The organism is Streptomyces sp. STR69 (genome assembly GCF_024519455.1).
In the GTDB taxonomy this organism is placed as follows: domain Bacteria; phylum Actinomycetota; class Actinomycetes; order Streptomycetales; family Streptomycetaceae; genus Streptomyces.
This window is the reverse complement of record NZ_JALJRY010000004.1, coordinates 109965-129183: the sequence shown is the minus strand read 5'-3', so window position 1 is coordinate 129183 and position 19219 is coordinate 109965. Positions and strand designations below refer to the sequence as shown.

The following is a 19219-nucleotide window of genomic DNA, read 5'->3' as shown; positions in this document are numbered from 1 at the left end:
GTGTGCGGCATCGCGGGCACATACCGATGGCCGGACGGAAAGGCCGTCACCGACCGGCTCACCGACACCCTCGCCCACCGCGGCCCGGACGGCTCGGGCCGCTACGGCCACCCCCTGGGCGACGGTGAGGTGCAGCTGGGGCACCGCAGGCTGGCCATCGTCGACCTGTCGGAGACCGGCGCCCAGCCGATGGTCTCGGACGGCCTCGCCCTGACGTACAACGGCGAGCTGTACAACGCGCCCGAACTACGGGCCGAGTTGGAGGCCACCGGGGTCCGCTTCCGCGGCACCTCCGACACCGAGGTGGTGCTGGAGGCCTGGCGACGCTGGGGCACCGACTGTCTGCCCCGGCTGCGCGGCATGTTCGCGTTCGGCATCTTCGACGAGCGCACCGGTGAGCTGGTGCTCGTCCGCGACCAGCTCGGCATCAAGCCGCTGTTCCTGCTCCGGCGCGGCGAGGGCCTGATGTTCGCCTCCGAGCTCAAGGCGCTCGCCGCCGCGACCGGCAAGTCCCTGGAGGTGGACCAGGCGGCGCTCGTGGCCTCCCTGCTCTACTACTGGGTGCCGGACTCCCGCTGCGCGTTCCGCGAGGCGGAGAAACTGCCGCCGGGCAGCTGGCTGCGGTGCCGGCCCGACGGCAGGGTGGAGCGCGGCAGCTTCTGGAACCTGAAGGACGTCGCCGCCGAGGGCCGGGACCGCGCCCTGGCCGGTGAACAGCCGGACCTCGCCGCCATCGTCGAGGAGTCGACCCGGCGCCACCTGATCTCCGACGTGCCCGTGGCGACCTTCCTCTCCGGCGGCCTCGACTCCAGCTATCTGACCGCGCTGGCGGCCCGTCACCAGCCCGGGATCTCCGCCTACACCATCGGATTCCGCGCCGAGGACGCCAAGTTCGAGGCGATGCCGGACGACCTGCGCTACGCCCGGCAGGTCGCCAAGCAGTTCGGTGTCGACCTGCACGAGATCGAGATCGCCCCGAACGTGCTCGACCTGCTGCCGCAGATGACGTACAGCCTGGACGAGCCGATCGGCGACCCCGCCGCGATCAACACCTACCTGATCTGCCTGGCCGCCCGGGAGGCCGGGGTCAAGGTGATGCTCTCGGGCATGGGCGCCGACGAGCTGTTCGCGGGGTACCGCAAGCACTTCGCCAACCTGCTCGCGCTGCGCTACCAGCGCGTCCCCCGCCCCCTGCGGCGCGGGGTGTCCGGGGTCGTGGACCGGCTGCCGGTCGCCTCGGCCACCCGCGGCTACCGGTCGGTGCGCTTCGCGAAGCGGTTCCTCTCCTTCGCCGATCTGCCGGAGGAGACCGCGTTCCGGCGCAGCTACACCATGTACGACCAGGACGAGCTGCTCGCCCTGCTCAACCCGGACCTGGCCGGGACGGTCGACGACGTGATCACCGAGCACACGGACGTCTACCAGGACAACGACCTCGACGACTTCGTCAACCGCATGTGCCTGACCGACTCCCGCATGTTCCTGCCGGGTCTGAACCTCGCCTACACGGACCGCTCCAGCATGGCCGCCTCCACCGAGGTCCGGACGCCGTACGTCGACATCGAGGTGGTCAAGGCGGCGTTCGCCGTACCCGGCAACCGCAAGATCGTCGGGCGGCAGGGCAAGGCCGTCCTCAAGGAAGCCGCCACCTCGATCCTGCCCCGCGAGATCGTGTACCGGCCCAAGGGCCTGTTCAGCGCCCCGCTGCGCGCCTGGATGAGCCGGGACCTGGCACCGCTGGTGCGTGAGGTGGTCAACGACGGCGAGCTCGTCCGGTCCGGGCTGCTGCGCCGTGACGCGCTGGCCCGGATGGTCGCCGAGGACGCCGCCGGACAGGCGGACTACTCCAAGCATCTGTGGCACGTACTGACCCTCGAGTACTGGTATCGCGACGCGACCTCTGGCCCCGCCCAGAGCACTCGGTCGACGGCTTAGAAATCAGGAGTTCTGGTGAAGCAGGTTGTACAGAACTACAAGAGCGGCGAGCTGGCGGTGCTCGACGTTCCGGTACCGGGGTGCAAGCCGGGCGGTGTGCTGGTGCGCAGCGCCTACTCGCTGATATCCACCGGGACCGAGCTCATGAAGGTCTCCGAGGCCGGCATGTCGATGCTGGGCAAGGCCCGCTCCCGGCCGGACCAGGTGGCCAAGGTCATGCAGAGCGTGGCCACCAACGGACTGCCCGCCACCTACCGCAAGGTGATGGGCAAGCTGGACTCCTACACCCCGCTGGGTTACTCGCTGTGCGGGGTGGTCGAGCAGGTCGGCGCCGGGATCGACGATGTGAAGGTCGGCGACCTCGTCGCCTGCGCGGGCAACGAACACGCGCTGCACGCCGAGTTGAACTGGGTGCCGAAGAACCTCTACGCCCCCGTCCCCGAGGGCCTCGCCCCGCGGCACGCGGCCTTCGGCACCGTCGGCTCGATCGCGATGCAGGGCGTGCGCCAGGGCGAGCCGCAGCTCGGCGAGGTCGCCCTGGTCATCGGCCTCGGACTGATCGGGCAACTGGTCGTCCAGCTCCTCACTGCCGCAGGCGTCCGAGTGGTCGGCGCCGACCCGGACCCGGCGCGCTGCGAACTCGCCGAACGCCTCGGCGCCGCTGCCTGCGGCGACCCCGCCTCCGCCGCCGTGGAAGCGGCCGTCGCCGAACTCACCGACGGCCACGGCGTGGACCAGGTGTTCCTGGCCGCAGGCGGCGGCAGCAACCAGCCCGTCGAGCTGGCCGCCCGGCTCGCACGGGACCGCGGCCGGGTCGTCGACATCGGCAAGTGCCGCCTCGACCTGCCCTGGAACGCGTACTACGAGAAGGAACTCGACGTCCGCTTCTCGCGCTCCTACGGCCCCGGGCGCTACGACCCGTCGTACGAGCTGGAGGGACGCGACTACCCGATCGGCTACGTCCGCTGGACCGAGCGCCGCAACCTGGCCTGCTTCCTCGACCTCGTCGCCCGGGGCAGCGTCGATGTGGAGCCCCTGGTCTCCCACGTCGCCGACTTCGATGACGCCGTAGAGACGTATCAGCGGCTGAAGGACGGCGAGTTGAAGGCCGTCGCCGTGCTGTTCCGCTACCCCGAGCAGAGGGAGGAGGCGGGGGAGCCGGAGGCCCCTTCGGTGGCCGTGCCCGCCGTCCGCCGCAGCGAGGGAACCTCCACCCCGGCCCGGTCCGCCAAGACCCCGGTGCGTCTCGCGTTCGTCGGCGCCGGTAACTACGCGACCTCGATGCTGCTGCCACACCTGGCACAACGCGAGGGCGTCGAGCTGGCGACCGTCGTCACCACGACGGCGCTCTCCGGGGCCAACGCGCAGCGGAAGTTCGGCTTCGCCAAGGCGACCACCGATCTCGACGCCGTCCTCGGTGACAAGTCCGTCGACGCCGTGTTCGTGGTCACCCGGCACAGCTCGCACGCCGAACTGACCCGGCAGGCGCTGCTGGCCGGCAAGACCGTGTTCGTGGAGAAGCCCCTGGCCCTCACCGAGGACGAGCTGGCCGGAGTGCTCGCCGCTGTGGAGGAGTCCGGCAACGACCGCCTGCAGGTGGGCTTCAACCGCCGCTTCGCGCCGCTGCTCCACGAGGCCAAGGAGCGGTTCGGCGCCCGGACCGGTCCGGCGAACCTGCGTTACCTCGTCAACGCGGGCAAGCTCCAGCACGGCAGCTGGTACCTCCAACAGGGCGCCGAGGGCTCGCGGTTCGCCGGCGAGGGCGGCCACTTCATCGACACGGCGAGCTGGCTCCTCGACGCCGACCCGGTCTCCGTGTACGCGACGGCCGCGCCCGGCAACGAGGACCTCCAGGCCGTCCTGCGCTACCCGGACGGATCCACCGCCACCATCAGCTACGTCACCACCGGCGCCTCCGGCTTCCCCAAGGAGACCCTCGACCTGGTCGGGGACGGGAAGGTGCTGCGGCTCGACGACTTCGTCCGCGCCTCCGTCCACGGCCGTAAGAAGTGGGTCAGTTCGCGGCTGCCCAAGGCCCGGGACAAGGGCCAGAACGCCGAACTCGCCGCGTTCATCAAGGCCGTTCGGTCCGGCGGGCCGATGCCGGTGCCGCTGGAGTCGCTGGTCGCCACCACGGCGGCCACCCTCGCCGTGCAGGCTGGCCTGGCCGCCGGCGCGCCGGTGACGTTGGCGAGGACGCCATGACCATGAGCGCGGGCTGGTACCTGCGCCGGCTGTCCCGGATGGGTCCGCGCGAGGTCGCGGGCCGGGCGGGCGACGCCGTGCGCAGACGGCGGTGGCGGTCGGCGCGGCCCGACAGCCCGAGCGTGACCGGCGCCCGGTTCACCGCGGTCCTGCCCGCGGGCACGGTCGCCGAGGTGCCGCCGGACGCCGTGAAGCGGCTCGTCGCCGAGGCGGACCAACTGATGGCCGGGCACGCCGAGTTCTTCGGGGTGGTCCGCGACGACCTCACCGACCCGGACTGGTCGTACGACCCGAAGACCGGGCGCCGGGCCCCGTCCGGCTACGCCTTCGACGTGCCGTACCGCGACGAGGACGTGGCCGGGGACATCAAGCAGATCTGGGAGCCGTCCCGGCACCAGTACCTCACCGTGCTCGCCGCCGCCTACGCGGTCACCGGGGACGAGCGGTACGCCGAGCGCGTCGCCGAGCACCTGCGGTCGTGGTGGAAGGCCAACCCGCCGCTGTCCGGTGTGCACTGGATCAGCGGTATCGAGCTGGGCATCCGGCTGCTGTCCTGGGTGTGGATCCGCCGGCTGCTCGACGGCTGGCCGGGCGCGGCCGAGCTGTTCGAGGACAACCCGGTGGCGCTGAACCAGATCTGGCACCACCAGCGCTGGCTGGCCGCCTTCCCCAGCCGGGGCTCCTCGGCGAACAACCACGTCATCGCCGAGACCGCCGGACAGTTCGCCGCGGCCTGCGCCTTCAACTGGTTCCCCTCGTCGGCGCGTTGGCGGTCCGACGCGCTGCGGTCGCTGGACCGGGAGTTGCGCGCCAACACCTTCGACTCCGGCCTCAACCGCGAGCTGGCCACCGAGTACCACGGACTCGTCCTGGAACTCGGCCTGGCCGCGCTGGCCGATGCCGATGCCGCCGGTGTGCCGGTGCCCGAGTCGCTCCGGCTGGTGCTGCTGCGGATGACCGACGCGCTCGCCGCCGTAGTGGACAACCGGCTGCGACCGCCCCGCCAGGGAGACGCGGACGACGGCCACGGCCTGATCCTGGACGGCGCGGGCACCGACCGCTGGGGCTCGCTGCTGGCCACCGGCGACGCCGTGTTCGGCCGGCTCGACTGGTGGCCGGCGGTCACCGGCACCGATGTGCGCACCCCGCTGCTGGCGGCGCTCATCCGGCCGTACGCGAAGGACGCAACCGCCCGCCCGGCGACCAGGCCCGACCACTTCGCCGACGCGGGGCTCACCGTCCTGCGCGGTCCCGGAGAGATCTGGTGCCGCTGCGACGGCGGTCCGCACGGCTTCCTGTCCATCGCCGCGCACGCCCACGCCGACGCACTGTCCGTGGAGGTCCGGCACGACGGGATCGACGTGCTCGCGGACCCGGGGACGTACTGCTACCACGGGCAGCCCGAGTGGCGGGAGTACTTCCGCTCGACCCTCGGCCACAACACCCTCCAGCTGGACGGCGCTGACCAGTCCGTCTCGGGCGGCCCGTTCCTGTGGACCCGGCATGCCCGCACCCGCGTCCTGGACGTGGACAACTCCGGTGCGGGGGTGACCCGTTGGGCCGCCGAGCACGACGGCTACCAGGGCTCGGTGCACCGCCGCCGGGTGGAGCTGACGGCCGCGAGCCAGGAGCTGAGGATCGTCGACGAGGTGCAAGGCCCGCGCCGGGACGTGCAGTTGGCGTTCCACCTCGGCCCGGCGATCGCCGCGGACCTGGTGGGGCACCGCGCGGTGCTGACCTGGATCCGCGACGGCGAGGGGCGTTCCGCGGTGCTCGACCTGCCGGAGCAGTTGTCCTGGCGGACGCACCGCGGTGCGAGCGAACCGCCGCTGGGCTGGTACTCCGCCGGATTCGGGCGCAAGGAACCCACCACCACGCTCGTCGGCACCGGATTCGCCGACGGCACGGACGGGTTCACCACCGTGCTCGGGTTTCGCGGCCAGGGGGGCGCGTGGGGAACATGAGACGGCACTGGGCGTCGGCGGTGGCACCGCTGGCGCTGATCCTGCTGACGGCGACCGGCTGCGACAGCACGTCGGGCGCCCCGGCCACGACGAAGCCGCACGCCGCGCCGTCCACGGCCACGTCCGCCGCCCGGTCCGTGGCCCGGGTGTGCGCCAACCCCGCCACCGGACCGGCGAAGGCGCCGGCGGGCGCGGTGACCGTGGACCCCAAGGTGGTCGGCGACCTCGCGACGAAGACCAAGAACAGCCCCCCGAACACCACGTTCTGGCTCAAGCCGGGCACCCACCGGCTTGAGCGGGACCGCTACGCCCAGGTCATCCCCAAGAAGGGGGACCACTACATCGGCGCGCCGGGCGCCGTGTTCGACGGCCGGAAGGTCAACCAGTACGCCTTCACCGGCAACGCCGCCGACGTCACCATCCGCTATCTGACCGTGCGGGGTTTCGTCGCGCCGCAGGACGAGGGCGTCGTCAACCACGACTCGGCCGACGGGTGGGTCATCGAACACTCGACGATCAAGGACAACTCCGGCGCCGGGCTGATGGCCGGTGCCCGCCAGCAGGTCCGCGCCGACTGCCTGAGCGACAACGGCCAGTACGGCATGAACGCCTACAAGGGCAACGGCCCCCTCACCGGCCTGGTGGTCCAGGGCAACGAGATCGTCGGCAACAACACCGGTGACTGGGAGCGGAAGCAGAAGGGCTGCGGCTGCACCGGAGGCATCAAGTTCTGGGAGGTCAACGGCGCCGACATCAGCGGCAACTGGGTGCACGACAACCGCGGCACCGGGCTGTGGGCGGACACCAACAACAACGACTTCCTCATCGAGAACAACGTGATCGAGGCCAACGACGGTGCCGCACTGATCTACGAGACGAGCTACAACGCCGTCATCAAGGACAACACGATCCGGCGCAACAACTGGGTCGAGGGCCGCAAGGCGGCCGACAGCGGCGACAACTTCCCGTACGCGACGATCTATCTGTCCGAGTCCGGCGGCGAACCGCGGGTCAAGGCCCGCACCCACAAGATCGAGATCTACGGGAACGTGCTGGAGAACAACTGGTCCGGGATCACCCTGTGGGAGAACGCCGACCGGTTCTGCAACAGCCCGGCCAACACCTCGTCCGGTGACTGCACCCTGCTGGTGAAGAAGACGAGCACCTGCGTGCGACCGGCCATCGCCAAGGCACCGCTCTACTCGGACTGCCGGTGGAAGACCCAGTGGGTGGACATCCACGACAACCGCTTCGTGCTGGACGAGTCGGTCGTCAAGTGCACGGAGATGTGCGACCGCATGGCGGTGCTGTCCAACTACGGCACCTATCCGGACTGGTCGCCCTACCACGGCGAAGGGGTGGCCGACGCCATCACCGAGCAGCAGCACAACAGTTGGCACGACAACGTCTACGTCGGGCCGTGGAAGTTCGTCGCCGAGGACCAGAGCAAGGTGCTCGACTTCGGGCAGTGGCAGACGGCGCCGTACCAGCAGGACAAGGGCAGCACCCTCGACCTCCAGGCCGGTGGTTGAGATGAGCGAGAACTCGACGCGCGGACCGGACCCGGCGGGCACGCCGCCCGGCGCCGTACCGCGCCCGGCCGGCACACCGAAGACCGTCGGGGTCGTCTGGGGGCTGCTGGTCCTCAACACGCTCGGCTCCGCCGGGGCGAAGACCATCGTCCCGCTGCCCCGCTCCCTCATCCAGATGGTCACCATGGGCTCGCTGGTCGCCGCGTTCGGCCTGGCACTCGTGGTCAACCAGCGGGTGCGCGTCCGGTCCAGCGCCTACGTGCTGCTGCTCAGCCTGCTGCTGGTGTCCAGCGTGATCTCCAGCGCGAGCCTGGAGTCCGGGATGGGCGCGCTGTTCCGCTGCTTCCGGCTGACGCTCTTCGTCGGCACCCTGTGGCTGCTCAGCCGCTGGTGGGACGGCAGCCTGACGTTCGTCCGCTACCACATCCGGGCGTACTTCGCGGTCCTCGGCTCGGTGACCCTCGGCCTGCTCGTCTCCCCGGGCAAGGCCCTGCCCGGCCTCTACGGCGGACGGCTCGTCGGCGCGGTGTGGCCGCTCACCCCGCCGCAGATCGGGCAGTACGCGGCGGTCATCATCGGGCTCACCGCGCTGCTCGTCATCGGCAAGCGGACCGACCGGACCAGTGCCGTGCTGGTCATCGTGCCGTCGCTGGTGCTGCTCGCACTGACCCACACCCGGACGGCCACGCTCGGCCTGCTGCTCGGGCTGGCGCTGGCGATCGGCTCGCTCATCCTGACCAGCGCCGCGGCCCGCCGCTTCTTCACCTGGGCGGTGCTGATCTCCGTGGTGGCCGCGGTGGGCTTCGCCTCCGCGCTGCAGACCTGGTTCCTGCGCGGGCAGAGCCAGGAGAACTTCTCCAGTCTCACCGGCCGGGCCAAGGTCTGGAACGCCCTGCTGGCCGAGCCCCGGTCGACCGCGCAGCAGCTGTTCGGCGTGGGTCTGGGCGACAAGTCGTTTGGCGGGCTGCCGATCGACAACAGCTGGCTGGCCGTCTACAACGAGCAGGGTCTGGTCGGTGTCGCCCTCGTCGCGGTGATCATCGTCGTGCTGGGCGGTGTCGCGCTGCTGCGCCCGCCGTCGCTGCAGCGGGCCTGCGCGATCTTCCTGATCAGCTACTGCGCGATCGCCTCGTACACCGAGGCGGGTCTCGGCGACGCCTCGCCGTATCTGCTCCATCTGGCCCTGGCCGCCTCGCTGTTGGCGGCACCGGCCCAGGCCGCTCCGCTCTCGACGCAGCTCGGGAAGCCGCTCGCGAAGCTCGAAGCCCCTCGACGGCACGTCCCGCGCTGGGCCCGTGGATCGGAGGTGAACTGAGCATGCACGTTCTCGTGGTGCACAACCGCTACAACTCGGCGCAGCCGAGCGGGGAGAACAAGGTCGTCGACCAGGAGGTGGAGCTGCTCCGCGCGGCCGGTCACCGGGTCGAGTTGTTCGAGCGGCGCAGCGACGACATCGGCGCCCGCTCCCTCCTCGGAAAGGTCGCGGTGCCGCTCCTGGTGCCGTGGAACCCGGGGGTCCGTAAGGAACTCGCCGACAGGCTGCGCGCCGAGCGGCCGGACGTGGTGCACGTCCACAACGTGTTCCCGCTCCTGTCGCCCGCGGTCATCGCCGCCTGCGCCGACGTCGGAGTGCCCGCCGTCGCCACACTGCACAACTACACCCAGGTGTGCCCGCCCGGCACACTCCAGCGGGACGGCCGACCGTGCACCGAGTGCGTCGGCTCGACCCCGCTGCCCGCCGTCCGGCACGGCTGCTACCGCAACTCCAGCCTCGCGACCGTGCCGCTCGCGGTCAGCCTGTCGGTCAACCGGCGGCGCTGGTGGACCGGCGTGGAGCGCTTCCTCTGCATCTCCGCCGCGCAGCGCGAGGTCCTGGTGCACTCCGGCATGCCGGCCGAACGCCTTGCGGTGAAGCACAACTTCGTCCCCGAACCCGACATCCGCCGGGACGGCGGGGGCGAGCAGGTGCTCTACCTCGGCCGGCTCGCCGAGGCCAAGGGCGTACGGCTGCTCATGGCCGCGTGGGACGAGGTCGCGGCGAGCGGCGGTGTGGGCGTCCCGCTCGCGATCGCCGGCACGGGGCCGCTGGAGAAAGAGGTGACCTCCTGGGCGGCGGGCCGCGACGACGTGCGCTACGTCGGCCTGCTGGACCCGGCGGAGTGCCGCAAGGCCATCGCACGGTCGGTCGCCGTGGTGGCGCCCTCGACCTGGCTGGAGGCGTTCGGCCTGGTGGTCGTGGAGGCGATGGCGGCCGGGGTGCCGACCGTCGCCGCCGGTCACGGCGCCTTCGTCGAACTCGTCGAGGACGGCGTCACCGGACTGCTGCACCGGCCCGGCGAGGCCGCCTCGCTCGCGTCCGGCATCCGCCGGATCGCGGCCGACCCGGACCGCAACCGCGAGATGGGCCGGGCGGCCCGGCACCGCTACGAGCAGGGATTCAGCCCGGCCGTCGGCCTGGAGCGCCTGCTGGAGGAGTACCGCACCGCGATCGCGGGACGGTCAGCACTGGCTCGCGGTGGGGACACCCACGCGGGCAGGGGGGATGGGGACAGCACATGACACGATGCCGACTCTGCGGCTCGGAAGCGATGGCGAGCGTCGTCGACCTGGGGGCGACACCGCCGTGTGAGAGCTTTCTCGCCGCGGACCAACTGGACCTGCCGGAACCGGCGTACCCGCTGCATCTGCGGGTCTGCACCGACTGCTGGCTGGCGCAGATACCGCCGCTGATCACGCCGGAGGAGACGTTCAAGGAGTACGCGTACTTCTCCTCCTTCTCGACCTCCTGGGTGGAGCACGCGCGCACCTTCGTCGACGGCGCCGTACAGCGCCTCGACCTCGGCCCCGACTCCTTCGTGGTCGAGGTCGCGAGCAACGACGGCTACCTGCTGCGGCACGTGGTGGACCGGGGGATCCGCTGCCTGGGCATCGAGCCCTCGGTGAACGTCGGCGCCGCGGCGCGCGAGGCGGGTGTGCCCACCTTCACGGACTTCCTGAGCCCCGAGACCGGCTCCGCCGTCCGCGCCGAGCACGGCCCGGCGGACCTGGTCGTGGCCAACAACGTGTACGCGCACATCCCCGACGTGGTCGGATTCACCCAGGGGCTGCGCGCCCTGGTCGCCGACGACGGCTGGGTCTCCATCGAGGTGCAGCACCTGCTGACCCTGATCGAGGACAACCAGTACGACACGATCTACCACGAGCACTTCCAGTACTACACGGTCGCCGCCGCGATCCGGGCCCTCGCCAGCGGCGGACTCACGCTCGTGGACGTCGAGTTGCTGCCCACGCACGGCGGCTCCATCCGGCTGTGGTCCCGGCCGGCCGAGGTCGCGGGGGAGCCCTCGCAGCGCGTGGCCGACGTACTGGCCCGCGAGAAGGCCGCCGGACTGCAGGAGTTGGCCGGGTACACCGAGTTCTCGGCCCGGGTCGCCAAGGTCCGCCGGGACCTGCTGCGGTTCCTCATCGACGCGGCCGACCGCGGCGAGACGGTCGTCGGCTACGGCGCCCCCGGCAAGGGCAACACCCTGCTCAACCACTGCGGCATCCGCCCCGACCTGCTCGCCTACACGGTCGACCGCAACCCGTACAAGCACGGCCGGTTCACCCCCGGCACCCGCATCCCGATCCTGCCGCCCGAGCAGATAGCCGTCGACAAGCCGGACTACGTCCTCGTCCTCCCGTGGAACCTGCGGGCCGAACTGGTCGAGCAGCTGTCCTACGTGCACGAGTGGGGCGGCCGGCTCGTCTTCCCCATCCCGGAACTGAGCATCGTCGAGGTCGCGCAGTCGAAAGAGGTCACAGCATGAAGGTCGTCCTGTTCTGCGGCGGTTACGGGATGCGCATGCGCAACGGAACCTCCGACGACGTCCCCAAGCCCATGGCGATGGTCGGGCCGAGACCCCTGATCTGGCACGTCATGCGCTACTACGCGCACTTCGGGCACAAGGAGTTCATCCTGTGCCTCGGCTACGGCGCCCACCACATCAAGGACTTCTTCCTCAACTACGAGGAGACGGTGTCCAACGACTTCGTCCTGCGCGGCGGGCAGACCGAGTTGCTCTCCACCGACATCGCCGACTGGACGATCACCTTCGCCCAGACCGGCATCGAGTCGCCCATCGGTGAGCGGCTGCGCCGGGTGCGCCACCACCTGGACGGCGACGAGATGTTCCTCGCCAACTACGCCGACGTCCTCACCGACGCCCCGCTGCCGGAGATGATCGACAGGTTCGCCGCGCGCGACGCGGGCGCGTCGATGATGGTCGTGCCGCCGCAATCCTCGTTCCACTGCGTGGAGTTGGGGGAGGACGGCCTGGTGGGCGGCATCACCGCGGTGAGCGACATGCCGCTGTGGGAGAACGGCGGCTACTTCGTGCTCCGCCAGGAGGTCTTCGACCACATACCGGAGAACGGTGACCTGGTCGCCGACGGATGCTCCCAACTCGCCAAGCGGGGACGGCTGGTGGCGCATCAGCACCGCGGTTTCTGGAAGCCGACGGACACCGTGAAGGAGCGGGCCGCGCTCGACGAGGCCTACGCGCGGGGCGACCGCCCGTGGGCCGTGTGGGAGCGGGACAGCGCGGGGGTGCGTGCGTGATCAGGCTCGGAGCCGGCCGGCTCGACCGGATCGTCGTCGTGGGCGCCCACTGCGACGACATCGCCATCGGCGCCGGCGGCACCCTGCTCACGCTGTGCCAGGCACGGCCCGGCATCCGCGTCGACGCGCTGGTGCTGTCCGGCGGCGGCAGCGAGCGCGAGCAGGAGGAACAGGCCGCGCTCACCGCCTTCTGCCCGGGCGCCGACCTGCGGCTGACCGTGCACAAACTGCCGGACGGCCGCCTGCCCGCGCACTGGGAGGAGGCCAAGGCCGCCGTCGAGGAACTCCGCGCGCGGACCGAGCCCGAGCTGGTCCTCGCGCCGCGCACCGACGACGCCCACCAGGACCACCGCGGCCTGGCGAAACTCATGACCACCGCGTTCCGCGACCACCTCGTGCTCGGCTACGAGATCGTCAAGTGGGACGGCGACCTCGGCCGTCCGGCGGCCTACCAGCCGCTGGAGACCGAGACCGCCGAACAGAAGGTGCGGCTGCTGCAGGAGCACTACCCCTCGCAGCGGCACCGCCCGTGGTACGACCGCGAGGCCTTCCTCGGCCTCGCCCGGATCCGCGGTATCGAATGCCACGCGCGCTACGCCGAGGCCTTCGCCGTCACCAAACTCACGCTCAACCTGGGGGGTTGAACACCTTGCGCGTACTACTGACCGGACACCAGGGATATCTGGGCACCGTGATGGCACCCGTCCTCACCGCCGCCGGACACGAGGTCGTCGGCCTCGACTCCGGCCTGTTCGCCGACTCCGTCCTCGGCCCGCAGCCCGCCGACCCGCCCGGGACGCGGGTGGACCTGCGCGACCTCACCGCCGAGCACGTGGCCGGGTTCGACGCCGTGATCCACCTGGCCGCGCTCTCCAACGACCCGCTCGGCTCGCTGGCCCCGGAACTCACCTACGACATCAACCACCACGCGTCCGTACGGCTGGCAAAGCTGGCCCGCGACGCGGGAGTTCGACGCTTCCTGTACGCGTCGACCTGCTCCGTCTACGGCGCCTCCGGCGGCGACGACCTGGTCACCGAGGACGCCCCGCTGCGCCCCGTGACGCCGTACGCGGAGTCCAAGGTGCGGGTCGAGGACGACGTGCACGCGCTGGCCGACGACGACTTCACCCCGGTGTTCATGCGCAACGCCACCGCCTTCGGCTACTCGCCCCGGCTGCGCGCCGACATCGTGCTGAACAACCTGGTGGGCCACGCGCTGCTCTCCGGCGAGGTGCTGGTCCTCTCCGACGGCACCCCCTGGCGCCCGCTCGTGCACGCCGCCGACATCGCCCGCGCCTTCACGGCCGCGCTGACCGCGCCGCGCGAGGCGGTCCACGACCGGGCGTTCAACATCGGCAGTGAGATCAACAACGTCACCGTCGCCGAGATCGCCGAGCAGGTCGCCGAGGCGGTGTCCGGCGCGAAGGTGGTGATCACCGGCGAGAACGGCGCCGACCCGCGCTCGTACCGGGTGGACTTCTCCCGCTTCCGCAGCGCGATCCCCGACTTCGACTGCGAGTGGACGGTGAAGCAGGGCGCCCTCGAACTCGCCGACGCCTACCGGAAGTTCGGGCTGACCCGGGAGGACTTCGAGCAGCGCTTCACCCGCCTCGCCGTGCTCCGCGCGGCCACCGAAGCCGGCACCGTCGACGACACCCTGCGGTGGCGCCGATGACAGCGGTCGGCGAGGAGATGCACGCACTGGTGGAGCGGCTGTACCCGCTCTGCCGGAGCATCACCGGCGACGGGGTGCGCGCCACCCTGGACATCGTCGGCGAGTACCTCCCGCTGGACGTGCACGAGGTGCCGACCGGGACCCAGGTCCTCGACTGGACGGTTCCGCAGGAGTGGAACATCCGGGACGCGTACATCGCCGACGCCACCGGCCGGCGGGTCGTCGACTTCGCCGCGTCCAGCCTGCACGTGCTCGGCTACAGCGTCCCGGTGTCGCGGACCATGCCGCTCGCCGAGCTGCGCGAACACCTGCACACGCTGCCGGAGCACCCGAACTGGGTGCCGTACCGCACGAGTTACTACAAGCCGGAGTGGGGATTCTGCCTGGCGCAGGACACCCTGGACGCGCTGCCCGACGGTGACTACGAGGTGCGGATCGACTCCACCCTGGCGGACGGCCACCTCACCTACGCCGAGCACGTGGTCCCCGGGCAGGTGGCCGACGAGGTCATCGTCTCCTGCCACACCTGCCACCCGTCGCTGGCCAACGACAACCTCGCCGGCATCGCGGTGGCGACGTTCCTGGCCCGCGCGCTGGCGCGGGAAACGCCGTACTACACCTACCGGTTCATCTACGCACCCGGCACCATCGGGGCGATCACCTGGCTGGCCCGCAACGCGGAACGGATCGACCGGGTCAAGCACGGGCTCGTGCTGGCCTGCGCCGGGGACGCGGGGCAGCTGACGTACAAGCAGAGCAGGCGCGGCGACGCGGAGATCGACCGGGTGCTGCGGCACGTGCTGACCGCGTCCGAACGGCCGCACCACATCAACGAGTTCACGCCGTACGGCTACGACGAGCGGCAGTACTGCTCGCCCGGGTTCAACCTCGGCGTGGGCTCGCTCAGCCGGACCCCGTACGCCGGGTACCCCGAGTACCACACCTCGGCGGACAACCCGGACTTCGTCTTCCCGGAGGCGATGGCGGACACCCTCGCCGTCTGCCGCGAGGCGTTCACCGTTCTCGACCGCAACCGGCGGTACCTCAACCTCAGCCCTTACGGCGAACCGCAGTTGGGCCGCCGCGGGTTGTACGACGCGCTCGGCGGACGCAGCGACACCAAGCAGGCGCAGATGGCCATGCTGTGGGTGCTCAACCTCTCCGACGGAGAGCACAGTCTGCTGGACGTCGCCGAGCGGTCCGGGCTGCCGTTCGACAGCGTCGCCGGCGCGGCCGACGCCCTGCACGAGGCCGGACTGATCAAGACATGACGCCGATGACCACCGACGGGGAGAACCCACAGACGACGGCGAGACCGGCCCGGTCCGCCAAACGGGCCCTCGTCGGTCGGCTCTCCTGGGGACTGGCCGACCAGGCGGCCTCCAGCATCAGCAACTTCGCGGTGGGCATCTACGTCGCCCGCTCCCTCGGGGTGACCGCGTTCGGCGTGTTCAGCCTCGCTTGGGTGACCTACGGCGTGGTGCTCAACGTCTCCCGGGGCCTGGCCACCGACCCGCTCGTGGTCCGCTTCAGCGGGGTGCCGCGGGCGTCCTGGCGCGGGGCGGTGGCCCGCTCGACGGGTACCGCGCTCTGCGTCGGCACGGCCCTCGGCGTGCTGTGTCTGGCGGCCGGGCTCGGGCTCGGCGGCCGGGTGGGGCCCGCCTTCGCCGCCCTCGGTCTGATGATGCCGGGGCTGCTGCTCCAGGACGCCTGGCGGTTCTCGTTCTTCGCCGCGGGCGACGGCCGGAAGGCGTTCGTCAACGACATCGTGTGGGGCATCGCGCTCATCCCCGCCATGGTGGTGGCGGCCCATGTCGGCACCGTGGCCGCCTTCGTGCTCGCCTGGGGCGCGTCCGCCACGGTCGCGGCGGGATACGGCTGTATCCAGTCCGGCATCCGGCCCCGCACGGCACAGGCCCGCGAGTGGCTGCGCGCGCAGCGGGACCTCGGCTACCGGTACCTGGTCGAGAACGTCAGCCTCAGCGGCGCCAGCCAACTGCGGGCGTACGGCCTCGGCGTGATCGTCGGAGTGAGCGCGGTCGGCGCGGTGCGCGGCGCCGAACTCCTCCTCGGCCCCTTCCTCGCCGTACTGATGGGGCTGTCCCTGGTCACCGTCCCCGAGGCGGCCCGCGTGCTGCGGCAGGCCCCGCAGCGGCTGGGCAGGTTCTGCCTCTTCCTCGGCGGGGGACAGGCCACCGGGGCGCTGCTCTGGGGCTCGGCCCTGCTGCTGATGCCGGACCGGCTCGGCGAGTTGGCGCTCGGCGACGTCTGGCGCTCCTCCTCGCACCTCATCGTGCAGATCACCCTCAGCGTCGCCGGGGCGGGCCTCGGCACCGGCGCCGCGGCCGGACTGCGCGCGCTCGGCGCGGCCCGCCGCAGCCTGCGCTGCCAGCTGTTCGCCTCCGCCTGCTACGTCGGCGGCGGGCTCGGCGGAGCGGCCCTCGGCGGCACGTCCGGCTCGGCCTGGGGCGTCGCCGCCGCGACCATCAGCGGCTCGGCCGTGTGGTGGCTGCAACTGCGCTCCGCCCTGCGCGAGCGCCACCGCGAACCCATCCCCGAAGTGAGGACCTCATGACCGACCGACCGCGGCTGAGCATCGGCCTGCCCGTGTACAACGGCGAGGAGTACCTGGCCGAGTCGTTCGACGCCCTCCTCGGCCAGACCTACGAGGACTTCGAACTGGTCGTCTCCGACAACGCCTCGACCGACGCCACCGAAGACATCTGCCGCAAGTACGCCGCGCAGGACTCCCGCATCCGCTATCTCCGGCTGCCCCGCAACATCGGCGCCACCCCGAACCACAACCACGTCTTCGCCGAGTCCCGCGGCGAACTCTTCAAGTGGGCCTCGCACGACGACCTCTACGGCCGCGACCTGCTGACGCGCTGCATAGAAGCGCTGGACGAGCGGCCGGACGTGATCCTCGCGCACACCGACCAGGCGGTCATCGACGGCGACGGTCAGGTGACGGTGCCCTACGAGTACACGCTCGCCACCGGCTCCCCGCACGCGCCGGAGCGCTTCCGCAGCCTGCTGTTCGAGCCGGGCGGCGACGACTTCTACGGGGTGATCCGGGCCGACGTGCTGCGCCGGGTGAAACCGATGGACAGTTACCACCACGCGGACCGCACGTTCGTCGCCGAGATCACTCTGCACGGACGCTTCCACCAGGTGCCGGAACTGCTGTACTTCCGCCGCGACCACCCCACCCGCGCCGAGCGCGCGAACCCCTCCAAGCGCGCCCGCTGCGTCAACCTGGACCCGCGCCGGGCAGGCGCGCTGCACCCGACGCCCCGGCTGCTCGCCGAGTACATCTGGGGCTTCGCCTCGGCGATCCGGCGGGCACCGCTGTCCCCGGCCGACCGGCGTGCCTGCTACCGCCACCTGGCCTCGTGGATGACCAGCCGGGTCCGCCCGGGCGCCGGCGAGCGGGTCGAGGACCGCGCCCCGGTCGACCCGTCCCAGCTCACGGTCTCCGTGGACGCCCTCGTCGCCGGCCGCGAGGGGAGGCACGCATGACCTCCGCGCCCGAACGGCCGGTGCGCGTCGGGGTGTTCGGCCTGCTCGGCTCCGGCAACCTCGGCAACGACGGATCGCTCGAAGCCGTCCTCGGCTACCTCCGCGCCGACCACCCGGACGCGGCCGTGGACGCCTTCTGCGGCGGACCCGAGGCCGTGACGGCCCGGTTCGGCATACCCGCCACCCGGATGCACTGGAACCGCGCCGAGTACCGGACCGCGTCCCGCGTGAGCTCGATCGCGTCGAAGGGCCTGGGCAAGTTCGTCGACATCTTCCGCACCGCCGCCTGGGTACGCCGCCACGACGTGGTGATCGTGCCGGGCATGGGCGTCCTGGAAGCCACCCTGCCGCTACGGCCCTGGGGCTTCCCCTACTCCCTGTTCCTGCTCTGCGCGAGCGGCCGACTGACGCGCACCCGGGTCGCGCTGGTCAGCGTCGGCGCCGCCGAGATCCGCAACCGGCCCACCCGCGCCCTGGTCCGCTGGTCGGGGCGGCTGGCCGCCTACCGGTCCTACCGGGACGCCCAGTCCCGGGACGCGATGCGGGCGATGGGCGTGGACACCGCGCGCGACGAGGTCTATCCGGACCTCGCCTTCTCCCTGCCGTCACCGCCGCCGAGCGCACCCTCGGACGCGCCGGGCACGGTCTGCGTCGGCGTCATGGACTTCCACGGCGGCAACGACGACCGCGCCCGGGCCGACGAGATCTACCGGCGCTACCTCGACGGCACGATCCGGTTCGTCCGCACGCTGGTCGAGGAGGGCAGGCCCGTCCGGCTGCTCACCGGCGACCAGTGCGACGCCTCGGTGGTCGCCGCGATCCTCGACGCGGTCGACTCACCGCTGGTCACCGCGGCCGAACCGACCTCCCTGGCCGACCTGATGAAGGAGATGACGGCCGCCGACACCGTGGTGGCAGTCAGGTACCACAACCTGATCTGCGCGCTGAAGACGGGAACGCCGGTGCTCGCGCTCAGCTACGCGGCGAAGAGCGACGCGCTCATGGACCGCATGGGCCTGGGCGCGTACTGCCACCCGGCGCGCGAGGTCGACGCCGACAGGTTGCTGGAGCAATTCCGGGCGCTGGAGAAGCGATCGCCCGAACTGCGGCAGACCCTCGCCGAGCGGAACCTGGCCGCCGCCCGCCAACTGCGGGACCAGTTCGGCTCGTTGACCGCGGCCGTGTTCCTCGCGACCGGCCACACCCACGCCCACGCCGACGCCCGCCAGGAGTCTCCATGAAAGCGACCGAAGTCCCGGAGATCACCGGCGCGTTCCTCTTCGAACCGACGCCGTACACCGACGAACGCGGCTTCTTCTGCCGCACCTTCGACGCCGACGTGGTCCGCTCGGTGGGCCTGGACCCGGACGCCTTCGTCCAGGACAGCCTGTCCCGCTCGGTCCGGGGCGTGGTGCGCGGTCTGCACCTGCGATCCGGCGCCGGCGAGGCCAAGTTGGTGCGGTGCTCGTACGGGCGGATCTTCGACGTCGTCGTGGACCTGCGGCCGGATTCCCCGACCTACCGCCATTGGGTTTCCTTTGAACTCACAGGAGAATCACAGCCAACTCTTTACATTCCCGCGGGATGCGCGCACGGTTTTCAGGCACTGACCGACACCGCTGACACCTCGTACCGGATCGACCGCCCGCACGATCCGACCGAGGACGTGACCATCGCCTTCGACGACCCGGAGCTGGCCATTCCCTGGCCGCTGCCGGTTGCACTGATGTCCCAACGGGACCGTGAGGCGCCGAGCCTCGCCGAGGTCCTGAAGCACAGAGAAAGTTGA

The 19219-nt window shown here is 71.3% G+C and carries 15 protein-coding genes; all 15 read left to right on the top strand.

From position 1 onward, the window contains the following. Genes asnB through rfbC form a run of 15 tightly spaced genes read left to right on the top strand, consistent with a single transcriptional unit; the run spans position 1 to position 19219 of the window. Positions 1-1935 carry an asparagine synthase (glutamine-hydrolyzing) gene (asnB, locus tag OC490_RS08990; protein WP_262057311.1) on the top strand — a complete coding sequence of 645 codons (1935 nt, stop codon included), beginning with the start codon at positions 1-3 and terminating at the stop codon, positions 1933-1935. Positions 1936-1950: 15 nt separating this feature from the next. Beyond that, complete coding sequence (locus OC490_RS08985; protein ID WP_262057310.1) at positions 1951-4140, top strand: bi-domain-containing oxidoreductase; 2190 nt, start codon at positions 1951-1953, stop codon at positions 4138-4140. Continuing rightward, positions 4137-6104, top strand: a complete 1968-nt coding sequence (locus OC490_RS08980; protein WP_262057309.1) for a heparinase II/III family protein — start codon at positions 4137-4139, stop codon at positions 6102-6104. Before OC490_RS08985 ends, OC490_RS08980 begins: the two co-directional genes overlap by 4 nt. Then, a complete protein-coding gene (locus OC490_RS08975; protein WP_262057571.1) occupies positions 6101-7636 on the top strand; it encodes a right-handed parallel beta-helix repeat-containing protein in 1536 nt (511 codons plus the stop codon). The genes OC490_RS08980 and OC490_RS08975 overlap by 4 nt, the downstream gene beginning before the upstream one ends. Position 7637: 1 nt before the next feature. Next, positions 7638-8951, top strand: coding sequence for an O-antigen ligase domain-containing protein (locus OC490_RS08970; RefSeq protein WP_262057308.1), 1314 nt, complete (start codon positions 7638-7640; stop codon positions 8949-8951). Positions 8952-8953: 2 nt separating this feature from the next. Beyond that, positions 8954-10195, top strand: a complete 1242-nt coding sequence (locus OC490_RS08965) for a glycosyltransferase family 4 protein (RefSeq protein WP_262057307.1) — start codon at positions 8954-8956, stop codon at positions 10193-10195. Next, positions 10192-11445, top strand: a complete 1254-nt coding sequence (locus tag OC490_RS08960) for a class I SAM-dependent methyltransferase (protein WP_262057306.1) — start codon at positions 10192-10194, stop codon at positions 11443-11445. Before OC490_RS08965 ends, OC490_RS08960 begins: the two co-directional genes overlap by 4 nt. Continuing rightward, positions 11442-12236 (top strand): sugar phosphate nucleotidyltransferase, encoded by a 795-nt coding sequence (locus tag OC490_RS08955; RefSeq protein ID WP_262057305.1) that lies wholly within the window; start codon positions 11442-11444, stop codon positions 12234-12236. Before OC490_RS08960 ends, OC490_RS08955 begins: the two co-directional genes overlap by 4 nt. Next, complete coding sequence (locus tag OC490_RS08950) at positions 12233-12880, top strand: PIG-L deacetylase family protein (protein WP_262057304.1); 648 nt, start codon at positions 12233-12235, stop codon at positions 12878-12880. Before OC490_RS08955 ends, OC490_RS08950 begins: the two co-directional genes overlap by 4 nt. 5 nt (positions 12881-12885) lie before the next feature. After that, the gene (locus tag OC490_RS08945; protein WP_262057570.1) at positions 12886-13911 is read left to right on the top strand and encodes an NAD-dependent epimerase/dehydratase family protein; all 1026 of its coding nucleotides are present in this window, start codon (positions 12886-12888) and stop codon (positions 13909-13911) included. Then, on the top strand, positions 13908-15182 hold the full coding sequence (locus tag OC490_RS08940) for a DUF4910 domain-containing protein (protein ID WP_262057303.1): 1275 nt from the start codon (positions 13908-13910) through the stop codon (positions 15180-15182). Before OC490_RS08945 ends, OC490_RS08940 begins: the two co-directional genes overlap by 4 nt. Continuing rightward, entirely contained in the window at positions 15179-16486 is a 1308-nt protein-coding gene (locus OC490_RS08935; RefSeq protein WP_262057302.1) for a hypothetical protein, read from the top strand. The genes OC490_RS08940 and OC490_RS08935 overlap by 4 nt, the downstream gene beginning before the upstream one ends. Further along, positions 16483-17430: a glycosyltransferase family 2 protein gene (locus OC490_RS08930; RefSeq protein WP_262057301.1), complete on the top strand. Its 948-nt coding sequence runs from the start codon at positions 16483-16485 to the stop codon at positions 17428-17430. Before OC490_RS08935 ends, OC490_RS08930 begins: the two co-directional genes overlap by 4 nt. Beyond that, positions 17427-18671, top strand: coding sequence for a polysaccharide pyruvyl transferase family protein (locus OC490_RS08925; protein WP_262057300.1), 1245 nt, complete (start codon positions 17427-17429; stop codon positions 18669-18671). The genes OC490_RS08930 and OC490_RS08925 overlap by 4 nt, the downstream gene beginning before the upstream one ends. Then, entirely contained in the window at positions 18668-19219 is a 552-nt protein-coding gene (gene rfbC / locus OC490_RS08920) for a dTDP-4-dehydrorhamnose 3,5-epimerase (protein ID WP_262057299.1), read from the top strand. Before OC490_RS08925 ends, rfbC begins: the two co-directional genes overlap by 4 nt.